At 67.4% G+C, this 13,073-nt stretch carries 14 protein-coding genes; all 14 read left to right on the forward strand.

The genetic code is table 11. The features are described 5' to 3' along the window. Positions 1-651 precede the first annotated feature (651 nt). Entirely contained in the window at positions 652-2,265 is a 1,614-nt protein-coding gene (locus ACFW3L_RS24375) for a terminase (protein WP_378746721.1), read from the forward strand. Continuing rightward, positions 2,262-3,701, forward strand: coding sequence for a phage portal protein (locus ACFW3L_RS24380; RefSeq protein ID WP_378746729.1), 1,440 nt, complete (start codon positions 2,262-2,264; stop codon positions 3,699-3,701). The genes ACFW3L_RS24375 and ACFW3L_RS24380 overlap by 4 nt, the downstream gene beginning before the upstream one ends. After that, positions 3,682-4,401, forward strand: coding sequence for a hypothetical protein (locus tag ACFW3L_RS24385; RefSeq protein ID WP_378746737.1), 720 nt, complete (start codon positions 3,682-3,684; stop codon positions 4,399-4,401). The genes ACFW3L_RS24380 and ACFW3L_RS24385 overlap by 20 nt, the downstream gene beginning before the upstream one ends. 119 nt (positions 4,402-4,520) lie before the next feature. After that, positions 4,521-5,033, forward strand: a complete 513-nt coding sequence (locus ACFW3L_RS24390; RefSeq protein ID WP_378746743.1) for a hypothetical protein — start codon at positions 4,521-4,523, stop codon at positions 5,031-5,033. Between the two features lie 22 nt (positions 5,034-5,055). Then, on the forward strand, positions 5,056-5,940 hold the full coding sequence (locus tag ACFW3L_RS24395) for a phage major capsid protein (protein WP_378746749.1): 885 nt from the start codon (positions 5,056-5,058) through the stop codon (positions 5,938-5,940). Beyond that, a complete protein-coding gene (locus ACFW3L_RS24400; RefSeq protein WP_378746753.1) occupies positions 5,940-6,359 on the forward strand; it encodes a hypothetical protein in 420 nt (139 codons plus the stop codon). The genes ACFW3L_RS24395 and ACFW3L_RS24400 overlap by 1 nt, the downstream gene beginning before the upstream one ends. Before the next feature lie 112 nt (positions 6,360-6,471). Next, a complete protein-coding gene (locus tag ACFW3L_RS24405; RefSeq protein WP_378746758.1) occupies positions 6,472-6,702 on the forward strand; it encodes a hypothetical protein in 231 nt (76 codons plus the stop codon). After that, positions 6,699-6,995: a hypothetical protein gene (locus tag ACFW3L_RS24410; protein WP_378746762.1), complete on the forward strand. Its 297-nt coding sequence runs from the start codon at positions 6,699-6,701 to the stop codon at positions 6,993-6,995. The genes ACFW3L_RS24405 and ACFW3L_RS24410 overlap by 4 nt, the downstream gene beginning before the upstream one ends. Further along, the gene (locus ACFW3L_RS24415; protein ID WP_378746766.1) at positions 6,992-7,387 is read left to right on the forward strand and encodes a hypothetical protein; all 396 of its coding nucleotides are present in this window, start codon (positions 6,992-6,994) and stop codon (positions 7,385-7,387) included. The genes ACFW3L_RS24410 and ACFW3L_RS24415 overlap by 4 nt, the downstream gene beginning before the upstream one ends. A 56-nt stretch (positions 7,388-7,443) precedes the next feature. Further along, positions 7,444-8,031, forward strand: a complete 588-nt coding sequence (locus tag ACFW3L_RS24420; protein ID WP_378746771.1) for a hypothetical protein — start codon at positions 7,444-7,446, stop codon at positions 8,029-8,031. 87 nt (positions 8,032-8,118) lie between these two features. Continuing rightward, positions 8,119-8,349, forward strand: a complete 231-nt coding sequence (locus ACFW3L_RS24425; protein WP_378746775.1) for a hypothetical protein — start codon at positions 8,119-8,121, stop codon at positions 8,347-8,349. Then, entirely contained in the window at positions 8,346-8,660 is a 315-nt protein-coding gene (locus ACFW3L_RS24430) for a hypothetical protein (RefSeq protein ID WP_378746779.1), read from the forward strand. The genes ACFW3L_RS24425 and ACFW3L_RS24430 overlap by 4 nt, the downstream gene beginning before the upstream one ends. A gap of 20 nt (positions 8,661-8,680) precedes the next feature. Next, positions 8,681-9,004, forward strand: a complete 324-nt coding sequence (locus ACFW3L_RS24435) for a hypothetical protein (RefSeq protein WP_378746782.1) — start codon at positions 8,681-8,683, stop codon at positions 9,002-9,004. A 20-nt stretch (positions 9,005-9,024) separates the two neighbouring features. Then, entirely contained in the window at positions 9,025-13,071 is a 4,047-nt protein-coding gene (locus tag ACFW3L_RS24440; protein ID WP_378746788.1) for a tape measure protein, read from the forward strand. The last annotated feature ends 2 nt before the right edge of the window (positions 13,072-13,073 follow it).

Consider the following 13,073-nt stretch of genomic DNA (forward strand, 5'->3'; position numbering starts at 1 on the left):
AGGGAGTCCAGGCCAGGGCAGCCCACCGGGCTCGCAGGTACCGTCCCGCCGAACCACACCCCGGTGAACACAAAGAGTCAGATGCACCCCCGTACTGATCGCAGAGAGTCACAGGGGGTGGGGGATGCCCCTCCCCCCGGGGGGAAAGCTCCTCGGTCGGCATAGCAGCTCAAATCCTGTACGGGTTCTGAGGTTCGCGAAAGGGGGTGAATGGGATGCCGGGTCCGATCCCGAAGCGCTCAGATCAACGTAGACGCCGAAACAAAGAGAACGGCGAGGCAACTAAGGCTGCGGGGGGTGCTCGCGTCAGCGCCGCTCCTGAGGCTGATGAGGAGTGGCATCCCATCGCTCGGGAGTGGTTCGAGTCCCTTGGGCAGTCGGGTCAGTCGCAGTTCTATGAAGCTAGCGACTGGGCTACCGCCCGTGTGTGGGCTCACCTGCTGTCGCTGACCCTGGAGTCCGGCCGTCCGTCCGCTCAGATGATCCAGTCGTGGTCGAGTGGCGCGACCGAACTCCTCACCACCGAAGGTGCTAGACGGCGGGCACGCGTTGAGCTGGAACAGCAGGACGAAGTAGACCCTGCCGCCGCGGCGAAGGTCGCCAAGATGAGCGCTTACCGGAAGGCCGCCAAGAGCGGCTGAGGGGGTGGGCATGGATCCCATCCGCTCGTGGCCGGACACGGTCCCGCCGGACAACCGGACTCTCGGGTGGTCTGTTCTGGAATGGGTGACGGACTACGTTTTCCAGCCCGACGGGCCGGACGCCGGCGATCCGTTCACGTTCACTCCCGAGCAGGTCAGGATCGTACTCCGGTGGTTCGAGATCGACGACCGCGGCGCCTTCAAACGACGGTCGGGGACGGTGCGCCGCCTGAAGGGCTGGGGCAAGGACCCCTTCTTGGCTGTGCTCGCGCTCGTGGAGTTCGTCGGCCCGTGCCGCTTCGGCGGGTGGGACGCAGATGGCGAGCCGATCGCGGTCCCACACAAGTCGCCGTGGGTGCAGATCGCTGCTGTGTCCTTGACCCAGACGCGCAACACCATGCGGCTGATGCCAGGCCTGATGTCGCCGCGGATGATCGAGGAGTTCGGGATCGACCCGGGCAAGGAGATCATCTACAGCCGCGCCGGCGGTGTCCTCGAAGCGGTTACTTCGTCGCCGCGTGCTCTTGAGGGCGGCCGCGCGACGTTCGTCGTCATGAACGAAACCCAGCACTGGCTGGCGAACAACTCCGGCCACGACATGGCGATGACGATCGCAGGCAACATCGGCAAGTCCCGCGGTGGTGGCGCCAGGAGCATGCAGATCACCAACGCCCCACTGCCCGGCGAGGACTCCGTCGCGGAGCAGACATGGGATGCGTGGGCGAAGGTCCAGGCGGGCGAGCTCGTCGACGCGGGCATGTACTACGACTCCATCGAGGCTCCGGCCACGGTCGACCTCGGAGATGAAGCGTCCCTTCGTGAGGGCATCCTGGCGGCGCGCGGGGACGCGACGTGGCTGGACATCGACTGGATCATCTCGACGATCTACCAGGGCACGTACCCCCCATGGCAGTCGCGCAGGATGTTCCTCAACCAGCTCACCGCTCCCGATGACGCGTTGGTGGCGGTGCACGAGTGGGATGCGTGCGCGACCACTGACCGCCTGGAGCCCGGTGACGACATCGTGCTCGGCTTCGACGGTGGGCGTCGCGATGACGCGACCGCGCTGGTCGCGATCCGCATCAACGACCGCCTGGTGCAGCCTCTCGGGATCTGGGAGGCACCGGACGGCCCGGCCGGCCAGGACTGGGAGGTCGACCGGGAAGCCGTCGACGGCATGGTCCGGAACGCGTTCGAGGTGTACAAGGTCCGTGCGTTCTTCGCTGACGTCGCCTTGTGGGAGTCCTACGTCGACCAGTGGTCGCAGGACTTCCGTCGCAAGCTCAAGATCAAAGCGTCCGCCCGGTCCGCGGTCGGTCGGGACATGCGTGGTGGCCTCAAGGAGCTCACCGAAGCCAACGAGCGCCTCGTCGCCGCGATCGTCGACGGCAAGCTCAAGCAGTCCGGCCACCCCGCCCTGCGCCGCCACGTGCTGAACACCCGCCGCCGCCTGAACGCCTACGGGGTCAGCTTCGGCAAGGAGCACCGCGAGTCCAAGCGCAAGGTCGACGGCTACGCCGCGACGATGCTCGCTGACCTGGCCCGTCGGGTGCTGCTGGAGTCCCCGAAGTACCGGAAGCGCCGCATGGACGGCAAGAGCGCGAGGGCGGTGGTGCTGGGATGACGCAGATTTCCGCGACCGGGCTCACCAGCCCTGAGCAGGCGACGCTGACCACGATCGTGGATCAGATCGAGTCCCGCCGCGAGTACAACGAACGCCGCGAGGCGTACTACGAAGGGTCGAAGCGGGTCCGCCAGCTGGGGATCGCGATTCCGCCGAAGCTCGCTGACGTAGCGACCGTTGTCGGTTGGCCAGGTATGGCCGTGGACGTTCTGGAGGAGCGTCTCGACCTGGAAGGGTTCTCGCTTCCGGACGGCGACGTTGACGGGCTTGAACTTGATCAGGTGTGGGCCGATAACCGGCTCGAAGACGAGTCCGGTCAAGCCCACCTGCCCACCTTGATGCACGGCATCAGCTTCGTCACCGTGTCGGCTGGCGTAGAGGCTGACGGCGAACCTCCGGTGTTGGTGACCGTGGAGCCCCCGACGCGCATGTCAGGGGTCTGGGACACGCGCGCACGCCGACTGTCCTCGGCCGCGTCGGTCCAGTGGGACAAAGAGGCAGGTCGTTACACCGCCGCGACGCTCTACCTCGCGGACCAGACGATCTTCATGGAGGCCCCGGCCGGCGGCGGAATGCTGCGAGTCGTGGACCGGCGCAAGCACGGCCTGGGACGTCCGCTCGTGGTGCCCTTGGTGAACAGGCCGCGCGTCGGCCGCCCGTGGGGGCGTTCGGAGATCTCGCGGGCGATCATGTCCTACACCGACTCTGCGGTGCGGACCCTGCTGGGCATGGAGATCCACCGCGAGTACTACTCCTCCCCGCAGTTGGCTCTGATGGGTGTCGCTGAGGAAGCGTTCGTCAACTCCGACGGGTCCGCGAAGACGGCGTGGGAGGTGTACCTCGGTCGTGTGCTCGCGCTGACGCGTGACGAGGACGGTGAGCTTCCTCAGGTGCAGCAACTCTCGGCTGGGTCCCCGGCCCCGTATCTGGAGCAGGTGCGCGGGCTGGCGAACCTCGTCGCTGGTGAAGCCGCGATCCCCGCGTCCTACCTGGGGTTTGTCACCGACAACCCCTCCAGTGCGGACGCCATCCGCGTGTCCGAAGCGCGGCTCGTGAAGCGCGCCGAGCGCCGTCAGCGCATCTTCGGGTCCGCGTGGTGTGAGGTTATGCGCATGGCCCTGCTCGTCCGCGATGGCGCCATCCCGCCCGAGGCCCGATCCCTCGTGGCCCGGTGGCGCGACGCCGCCACACCGACCCGCGCCGCTCAGGCCGACGCCGTCATGAAACTCGTGTCAGCTGGCGTCCTGCCCGCGAACAGCGAGGTCACCTACGAACTGCTCGGGTACGACCGCACCACCATCAACCGACTCGCGGCTGAGGCCCGCAAGATCCGCACAGAGCAGATGCTCAACGGCCTCTTGTCCCAGCCGGGCCCGGACGAACAGGTGTCGGCCCTGACCGCGCGGGGTGCTGCTGATGTCGACGACGCTGAATAGGCAGCACCTGCAACTGCTGGACCGCACTGCGGAGCTCGCTGTCGCTGACCTCACCCGGCTGTGGCGGGCTCTACCGCGCACGGACATCGACCGGCTCGTCGATGCCCTGGCGGAACTGGTCCCCGGGCTTGCTGCCAGGTGGGGGGACGTCGCGTCGGTGGGCGCCAGCGACTACTTCGACGCCGTCCGGGAGTTCTACAACCCGGGCGGCTCCTACTTGGCTCGCCCGGGTGCGCCCCCGCCCGTGGAGCAGGTGCAGGCGTCCACCCGGTGGGCTGTCGGGCCCCTGTTTCGGGCGTCCCCGGACGAGGCTGCGACGTTGGCTCGTCTGGCTTCGTCGCTGGACCGGCTGGTGCGTGGCGCTGACCGGGACACCATCGCGGGCAATGCCACCCGAGACCGTCGCGCGCTCGGGTATCGACGTGTGGCGCGTCCGGGTGCGTGCGCGTTCTGTCTGATGCTCGCCACTCGCGACGACTACTCCTCTCAGGCCGCCGCCAGTTCGGTCGGCTCGGGGCAGCGCGGCCGCATCCGAGGCAACCAGTCCGCAGGCAGCCGCTACCACGACAACTGTCGGTGCTTCGCAACCCCGGTGTACGCCGGGTGGGAGCCCGACGCGGACGTGCAACGCGCCCTTGACCTCTACGACCGCGCTGGCGGCGACATCAAGCAGATGCGTCGCCTTCTCGCTGAGACCTGATCTTCCCCGACCCGCACGGAGTCGGGGTTTCGCGTGTGCCGCATGGCCTCGCACCTCCACCTGACCATCCCGCCTCTTCGCCGCATGGCCGCAGGGGCTATCCCGCATGGGAGATCCACATGTCTGAGAGCAGCACCGAGACCAGCGCCGTTGAGGCCGCCGTCGTAGCGGACCCCCTCGCGGAGACCAGCGCCCAGAACCAGGAAGCGTCTGAGCGTGACGACCAGGAGCAGGGCATCGACTGGAAGGCCAAGTCGCGCGAGTGGGAGAAGCGTGCGAAGGCCAACGCGGGCGCGGCGAAGCGGCTGGAGGAGATCGAGGACGCGAAGAAGTCCGAGGTCGAGCGTGCCACCGGCAAGCAGCAGCGAGCGGAGAAGGAGCGTGACGACGCTGTCGCCAAGCTTCTGCGCTACGAGGTCGCCACCGCTGCCGGGCTGCCGCTGTCGGTCGCCCACCGCCTCCAGGGCGCCACTGCGGAGGAGCTGGAAGCCGATGCGCGTGAGCTGGTGAAGCTGCTCGCAGACAAGAAGGAAGCCGAGCGCAAGGAGAACCTTGTCGACCCGTCCGCGGGCCGAGGATCCAGCGCTGGCAGCTCTACCGCGGAGCAGTTCGCGGCCATGTTCAGCAAGTAGACCAACCTGAGGAGTCGCCGCTATGGCGGGTATCGACATCAACAGGACGACCGACGGTGTGTACCTTCCGCCTGCGGTGTCCTCCGAGATCTGGGCCGATGCCCAGGAGCAGTCCATCGTCATGCAGCTGGCTCGGCAGATCAACCTGCCCGCCAGTGGGATGACGATCCCGATGATCACTGGGGACCCTGAGGCTGAGTGGGTCGCGGAGACCGACGAGAAGCCCATCAGCCGTGGGACGTTCGACCACCGGACCCTGACCCCGTACAAGCTCGCGGTGATCGAGCCGTTCTCCATGGAGTTCCGGCGTGACATCCCGGCCCTGTACAGCGCGGTGCGGTCCCGTCTGGCGAACGCCATCGCGAGGAAGTTCGACGAAGCGGTGCTGTTCGGCCCGTCGCCGGGTACCGGGTTCGACAACCTCGCTGAAGCCCCGACGGTGGACATCGTCAACACCGACGACGCCACCATGTACGACGGTTTGGTCGAGGCGATCTCCGTGGTGTCGGACGCCGACGGCGAGCTCAGTAGCTGGGTGTTCAACGGCTCCGGGGAGGCGCTCGCCCTCCAGGCCAAGGACGGCATGGGTCGGCCGCTGTTCATCAACAACCTCCAGACCGAAGGCCGCTCCATCGGCACGTTCCTGGGGCGCCCGGCCTACAAGTCCAAGCACGTCCGCCGCGACGACGACACCATCGGTTTCGCTGGTGACTGGTCGACAGCCATGTACGGCGTGGTCGCTGGGATCAGCGTCACCGAGTCGGACCAGGCCACCCTCACTGACGGCGACACCACGCTCAACCTGTGGCAGCGCAACATGTTCGCGCTCCGCTGTGAGGCCGAGATCGGGTTCGCGGTGCGCCACAGCGACCGGTTCGTGCGCCTCACCAACGGCTCGGGCTCCTAATGTCGTGGGCCGACCCGCAGGACGTCATCGACCGGTGGGTCGGCCCCGGAGCGCCCACCGACGAGGACATGATCCAGCGGTGGATCGACGACGCCGAAACGGTCCTGCGCTACGAGGTGCCCGACATCGAGTCCCGTCTCGACGAGGGCACTCTCACCATGGACACCGTCGTGTTCGTGGTGTGCCGGATGGTCATCCGGGTCCTGCGCAACCCGCGCGGGGTCCGACAGGAGGGCGTCGGCCCGTTCAACGTCACCTACACCGGAGACAAGCCGGGCGACTTGTGGCTGACCGACGACGAGCGCTCCATGCTCGAAGGCCAGCCACGCAGGCGGCAGACGGCGTTCACGATCGACCCCACGCCTGCGGGTTCGTGGACGCCGCGTCCGCCGGACCCGTGGGGGTCACCTCATGGATAACGCCACCGTGGTACTGCTACGCAGGGTCGGCGGGGGCCGTGACCAGTACGGCGACCCGATCCCTGTCACGTGGGAGCGGGTGTCTCTTCCGTCTTCGGCCGTAGCCCCGCGCATGGCCTCGAACGACGTCAGTGCGGACGTGGACTACTCCTATGGGCGCATCAGTCTCGTCACCGGCCTGATCCTGTACGTCTCCTCCCAGGAGACGATCCGGCCGGTGGACCGCGTCGAGGTCAACGGGATCGAGTACTCGATCGAGGGCGAGATCGGCCAGTGGGTCAGCCCGTTCTCGACGTGGGCTCCAGGCCAGCAGATGGCTCTTCGTAGAGCGGAGGCGCTATGAGCGGTTTTGGTCGCGTGCGTCTGGACCATCGGGGAGTCAGCGAGGTCATGTGCTCCGAGCCGGTGCGCACCGCCGTGACCTTCGCGTCCGAACAGGTCGGCGCTGCCGTGCGCGTCTCGGGACGCCCGGTGGAGGTCCTGGTCGAACCGGCCGCGTCCGGCTCGGGGATCCGGGATGCTCGCCCGGTCGGGCGGGTCACTGTCATGTCTGTGGACGCACTCCCTCGCGAACTCAAGCACGGCCACATGGCGCGTGCTGCCGCTGCTCTTGGGCTGGAGGTGGGGGAGGGGTGATCGGCCCGGAGTACTCCGATCTGGAGCGCGACATGGTCGACTACCTCACCGCCCTGCTCCCGGAGTTCCCAGAGCAGTACCGCCAGGCGACCGTCGGCGTGGGCCTGCCGGAGGGGTGGACGCCTTCGGGTGATCACCTGTCCGTGCGGGAGGACGGCTCCTCGGAGCTGCGCGCCTGGTCGGAGGCCGGGGCGCTGCTGGAGACCGCGACGGTGCGGGTGGTGGCTTGGGCCTCCACCTACACGCGGGTGAAGGAGCTCGCGCGGGTGGCTCGCACTGCTGCGTTGAGGTACCCGTCGTCTCCTGCTCTGGGGGTGCGTGCCTCGATCGACGACGACACCCGCTCGCCGATCGCGTCCTTCACCGTCACGGTGCGGCGACGCCCCAGCTAGCTCTCCTGAACCGCGCGAACCACACCTTTCACTCAGGAGAAACAGGAGGTCAGCTGATGGCTGGCAACCCGAATAACGCCTCTGTGTGGGCGTATGCCGATGTGCTCATCGGTGGCCTCGACGCTGAAATCCCCTCTGATGGCGATGACTTCGGCCCGGACTGGGACTACGTCGGTCTCCTCAATGGAGACGACGGCTTCTCGGAGACCATGGACGTCGACAGCTCCGACCACTTCGCGTGGGGCGGCATTCTCGTCGCGACGACCCGGTCGAACTTCAAGCTCACCCGGAGTTTCACGGCGTTCGAGGACAACGAGACCGTGTACGACCTCGTCTACGCGGGCCACGACGTGTCCTTCGCGGGCGACGGCACCTACTCAGGGGATGTGCACGTCCCCGACCTTCAGGCCCGGTTCAAGATCGCGTTCGTGACCCGTTCCGGGACCGGCGCCGACGCGCAGGTCAAGCGCGTCATCTCGAAGAACTACGCGCAGGTCGAGGAGCGCGGCGACGCTCAGGAGTCCGAGACCGAGATCAGCTCCCGGGCGATCACCGTGGCGATCTACCCGACCGAGGAAGACCCCGACACCGGCAAGTCGACGCTCTTCTCCGTCTACAAGGGCCCGCTCACCAGCGGCTCCTAACCCAGACCCCGGGCCGGGGTCGTTCGCGCGGTTCAGCCCCGGCCCGGCTTTTCACTCGAACCGCGTCAGGAGGAACCGCGCATGCACATGCCCACTCCGTCAGAGATCGACGCGAAGATCCGCGAGATCGGCATCGCAGCCGAGTCCATGCCGCGTGAACAGGCGCGTGCCGAGGCCGTCAACGCGATCCTCACTGATCGCGCACCCACCCCTCCACCCTTCGGGACGCTGCTGTCCCGCACCACGGTCGCTGTCGCTGACGGCTACCTGGAAATCACCGTCACCCACCACACGAGCGAAGGAACCGCGCCAGCATGACCGCTCCCAAGAAGACCACCACCCGCAAGACCACCCCGAAGACCGACAAGCCCAAGGTCATCAGCTTCCGAGGTGAACGCTTCCGCCTCCCCGAGCTGGAGGGAGGAAGCCTCGACATCGACGTCATCGAGGCGTTCGAGGACGGCAAGGTCGTCACCGCCGTCCGGAGCCTCCTCGGCACGCAGCAGTGGGCCACCGTCAAGGCCATGACCCCCAAGCCGACCATGGCCGACCTCGAAGACATCGCGGACAAAATCGCGAAGGTCTACGGGATGGGGTCGGCGGGGGAATCCGACGCCTCCTCCGACTGATCCGCGACCACGCGGACGCGGTGGAGGCCGACCTGGCCCGCTACTACCACTCCAGCATCTACGACTACTGGGACGGCCAGCTGTCCATGTGGCAGCTGGCCGCTCGCATCCGACACCTGCCCGTGGAGTCGGCCTGCAACGCCGCCTTGGGCGGGGACGAGCTCACCGTTGGCGAGTACCTGCTGTACGACCTGGTGCACATCCACACCGAGAAGCCACACCCGCAGGACCCGCGCGTGAAGCGCGCGGAGAAGGTCAAGAACGCCCAGCTCAAGGCCGCCCACGAGCGGGCGCGTGATCGTCGTGACCGGCTCGGCATGAGGGGCTCCGTGCTCCGCAAATGAACCTGAGGGGGTGAACCCCCTTGGCTTCAGTCGGGTACGCCACGCTCAGCATCGTCCCGTCCATCCGCGGCCTCGCGGGTGAGCTGAACAAACAGCTCGGCTCGGCCAGCCGTCCGGCGCAGCGCGCGGGCGAGCAGATCGGCACGTCCGTGTCCGCGGGCGCCACCAAGGGACTGGGACGCCTCCAGCGGTCCATCGAGACGGTCACCTCGGGCGCCGGTCGCGCCTTCGGCGGTGTCGCCACAACCGTGGGTCGCCTGGCCCCTGCCCTGAACAACGCGAACCGGGGCACGTCCCAGCTGGGGCAGGGTTTCCGTGGCGTGTACACGCAGGCGTCCGGCCTCGGTGGGGCCCTCAACAACATCGGTCTCGCTGCTGGAACAGCTTTCCAGGCGGGTCGTGACGGTGCTGGCCTGCTCGCCGCTGGCATGCAGCGGACCGGTGTGTCCGCGTCCGCCGCGAACTCCATCTTCTACCGGATGGGTGGCACCCTCAGCTCGATCGGCAGCACCGCAGGTAGTGCCCTGTCCACCGTCGGAGCTGCGGCCACGTCGGCCGCGACGTCCCTGCGCACGAGCTTTTCGAACGCCGCTGAGTCCGCTGGTGAAACGATCCGCAACACCCTTGGTGGTGCGGTCGCGAGGGTCGGTGCGCTCATCGCTGGTCTCGGTCTGGGTGCTTTCGCCGCTGAGGTCGCGCGCGTGGCGTCCGGTGCGTCTACCACTCAGGCGCAGATCGAGGCCCTGTACGGCGCAGCCGGTGGTGGCGCTGCTGAGGTCACCGCCCTCATGGATGGCATGGCCGAGCGCTTCCGTGGGCTGGACATGGCCGCGATGCGCGAAGGCGCCGTCTCCCTGGCCTACATGGGCTTGCAGGGCGAAGAGGCCGTCGGCGTGCTGGAGCGCCTTGAGAAGGCCACCACGGTCACCGGCAGCGGCACCGTGGGACTCCAGCGCGCCATGGCCGGATTGACCAAGGGAGTCAATGCCGGGAAATTCATGATGGGCGAGCTCAACCAGATCTCGGATGCAGGCATCCCGATCTATGACTCGCTCGCTGACGTCCTCGGGGTGTCCATCCCCGAAGCCCAGGCGATGGCATCGGCCGGCGCCATCGGCCTGTCCGACGTCCTCGACGCGCTGTCCGGCGACTACGGAACCTGGTTCCCGGCCCTTCTTGAGGGCGCGGACAACGTCGGCCAAACCTTCTCCGGTGCGTGGTCGACCGTAAAAAACACCCTGGTCAACGGGTTCGCGGAGCAGCTTGTCCCGCTCATCGACCGGGCCGCGCCGCTCATGCTCGGGCTGGCCACCAGCGTCGAATCCGGGTTCTCGGCCCTTCCCGGAGTCCTCGGGCGTCTCCGCGACGCCCTCAGCGGCACGGGGATCGTCGACGGCATCAAGACCATGGTCCAGGGCGTCAAGGACTTCGGCGCTTCAGCGATGCCCGCGCTCGCCCCCTTCATCGACGCCGTCAAGTACGGGCTCGCGGTCTCGCTGGAGATCGCCCGCCAAGCCATCGACCGTGTCGGTGCCGCGTTCTCCGCCATGGGCGCGTGGATGCGCGAGAACCGTGGCGCGGTGGAGCTCCTCGGCGCGGTGATCGGGTCGATGGTCGCTGGCCTCACGATCTACGCGACCGTGAGCGGCATCGCGCGGATCGCCACGATGACGTGGGCTGCCGCTCAGTGGGCGCTGAACACGGCTCTTTCCGCGAACCCGATCGGCCTGATCGTCGCTGCGGTCGCCGCCCTCGTGGGTGGCGTCATCTACGCGTACCGAAACTTCGAAGGCTTCCGCAAGGTCGTCGACTCGGTGTGGAAGACCATCAAGACCGCTGCCCTGTGGATCTGGGACAAGGGCCTGAAGCCCGCTTTCGACGGCATCATGGCCGGCGTGCGGTGGGTTGGCGACGCCGTCATGTGGCTGTGGAGCAGCGCGATCAAGCCAGCGTGGGACGCCATCGTCGGTGCTTTCACCGCCAGCAAGAACACCGCTGGCGGTGTCCTCGATGGCATTTCGAATGCGTTCACCTCGCTCGGTCGGGCCGCGATGGGCCTATGGACCGACTACATCAAGCCCGCCTTCGATTGGATCTGGGGCCTCCTCAAGAACATCGCGACACTCATCATCGTGGTCGTGATCGCCCCGCTCGTGATCGCTTTCAAGACGATGGGCGCCATCGTCACGTGGCTGTGGTCTGCAGCCATCAAGCCCGCATTCAACTTCATCGCCGCCGGAGCCTTGTGGCTGTGGCAGAACGCTCTGAAACCGGCCTGGGATGGGATCATCGGCGGCCTCAAAGCCGTCGCGACCTGGTTCGCGTGGCTGTGGGCGAGCGCCATCAAACCCGCCATCGACCTCATCGCTGCGGGCGCCCTGTGGCTGTGGAACCAGGGCATCAAACCCGCGTGGGACATGGTCGTCGCGGGCGCGAAATGGGTCGCCAGCGGCTTCACGTGGCTATGGAACCGCATCAAAGCGATCTTCAACTTCATCGCCGGCCACGTCAGGGCATGGTGGACCCGAACCCGAGCCATCTTCGCGCTCGTGGTCTTCTACGTGCGCTCGACCCTGGGGGCCGCGTTCACGTGGTTCCGCGACAAGGTCATCAAGCCGGTGTGGGACTGGATCTCCGGGCACATCAACCGGATCTGGAACAACGGCATCAAGCCAGCGTTCGACAAGGTCAAAGAGGGCGTCCAAGCGATGCGGGACGCCTTCGACGCTGGGAAGAAAGCGATCGGGAAAGCCTGGGAAGGCATCCGCGATTCCGCGAAGAAGCCCGTCAATTTCCTCATCGACACGGTCTACAACCGCGGCATCATGCCCTTGTGGAACAAGGTCGCTGGGGTTGTCGGAGCGACGAAGCTCAAGGAAGTCAAGGCGTTCGCGACCGGCGGCTCGGTGTACGGGCCGGGAACCGGCACTTCTGACTCCATCCCCGCGCTGCTGTCCCATGGGGAGCATGTGTGGACGGCACGAGAGGTGCGGTCCGCGGGCGGGCACGGTGCGGTGGAGCAGATCCGAGCCCAGGCCCTCGCAGGGGGCACGACCTACGCCCGTGGTGGCGCGGTGGGTTTCCCGAACGCGCCGCGCATCCCTTCAGGGAAGCGCATGCTGGACGCCCTCGCGGACTTCGTGTCGCCTTCGGGCCTGTTCGGCGCGGGCGTTGACCTGATCACGGGCAACTACAAGGCCGCGATCGACAAGGTCCTCAAGCCCGCGCGGGACATCACGGCTGAGATCGGCACCAAGGGTTTCCCTGGGGTGCCGCACCAGATCGTGAAGACCGGCGGCGACAAGATCAAGGACAAGATCACGTCCCTGGTCGAGTCGTACAACTCCGCGCTGTCTGCCGCTGGCGGCGGTGCGGACTCGTGGGTGGGCCTCGGGTCGGCTTCGGAGCGTCTCCAGAGGGCCGCGTCGTGGGCTCGCACCCAGCATGGCCTGCCGTACCAGTGGGGTGGCGCGGGCAACCCGTCGTGGGACTGCTCGGGGTTCATGGCGGCGATCGAGAACGTGATCCGAGGCCTGCGCCCTGGACGCCGGTACACGACTCACAGCTTCGCGGGGACTCCGCCTGCCGGTTGGCAGAAGGGCCTCAAGAGCCCGTTCACGGTCGGTGTACAGCACGGCGGTCGCGGCGGAGGCCACATGGCCGGAACGCTCATGGGCGTCAACGTCGAATCCGGCGGCCGTGGTGTTCAGGTCGGCTCCGGAGCCCGCGGCACGCGTTCGTTCCCGCACCAGTTCGGGTTCAAGCCCGTCGCGGGTGACCGGGTCGCTGGGTCGATCACTGCTGACGAACCGATGCTGTACGACCAGGGAGGCATGCTCAAGCCGGGCCTCCAGTTGGTCTACAACGGCACCGGCAAGCCCGAGACAGTGCGCACGGCTGCTCAAGAGGCTCGCGTGGAGCGTCTCCTGGAGGCCATGGAGCGCGGCGGAACCGGGAACGTCATCCACGTCCAACCGCCTCCCGCGACGGTGTCCGAGCTTGTCGACGGAGTCTCCTACGCGCTGCGCCGGTCTCGGCGCGGCGGTGTGCATGCGGGGGTGAGGTGATG

This window comes from Nocardiopsis sp. NPDC058789 (assembly GCF_042745575.1).
In the GTDB taxonomy this organism is placed as follows: Bacteria; Actinomycetota; Actinomycetes; order Streptosporangiales; family Streptosporangiaceae; genus Nocardiopsis; species Nocardiopsis eucommiae.

Coding starts and splice junctions, on each gene's coding strand:
- ACFW3L_RS24375 (WP_378746721.1), top strand. CDS start 652: ATGGATCCCATCCGCTCGTGGCCGGACACGGTCCCGCCGGACAACCGG.
- ACFW3L_RS24380 (WP_378746729.1), top strand. CDS start 2,262: ATGACGCAGATTTCCGCGACCGGGCTCACCAGCCCTGAGCAGGCGACG.
- ACFW3L_RS24385 (WP_378746737.1), top strand. CDS start 3,682: ATGTCGACGACGCTGAATAGGCAGCACCTGCAACTGCTGGACCGCACT.
- ACFW3L_RS24390 (WP_378746743.1), top strand. CDS start 4,521: ATGTCTGAGAGCAGCACCGAGACCAGCGCCGTTGAGGCCGCCGTCGTA.
- ACFW3L_RS24395 (WP_378746749.1), top strand. CDS start 5,056: ATGGCGGGTATCGACATCAACAGGACGACCGACGGTGTGTACCTTCCG.
- ACFW3L_RS24400 (WP_378746753.1), top strand. CDS start 5,940: ATGTCGTGGGCCGACCCGCAGGACGTCATCGACCGGTGGGTCGGCCCC.
- ACFW3L_RS24405 (WP_378746758.1), top strand. CDS start 6,472: ATGGCCTCGAACGACGTCAGTGCGGACGTGGACTACTCCTATGGGCGC.
- ACFW3L_RS24410 (WP_378746762.1), top strand. CDS start 6,699: ATGAGCGGTTTTGGTCGCGTGCGTCTGGACCATCGGGGAGTCAGCGAG.
- ACFW3L_RS24420 (WP_378746771.1), top strand. CDS start 7,444: ATGGCTGGCAACCCGAATAACGCCTCTGTGTGGGCGTATGCCGATGTG.
- ACFW3L_RS24425 (WP_378746775.1), top strand. CDS start 8,119: ATGCCCACTCCGTCAGAGATCGACGCGAAGATCCGCGAGATCGGCATC.
- ACFW3L_RS24430 (WP_378746779.1), top strand. CDS start 8,346: ATGACCGCTCCCAAGAAGACCACCACCCGCAAGACCACCCCGAAGACC.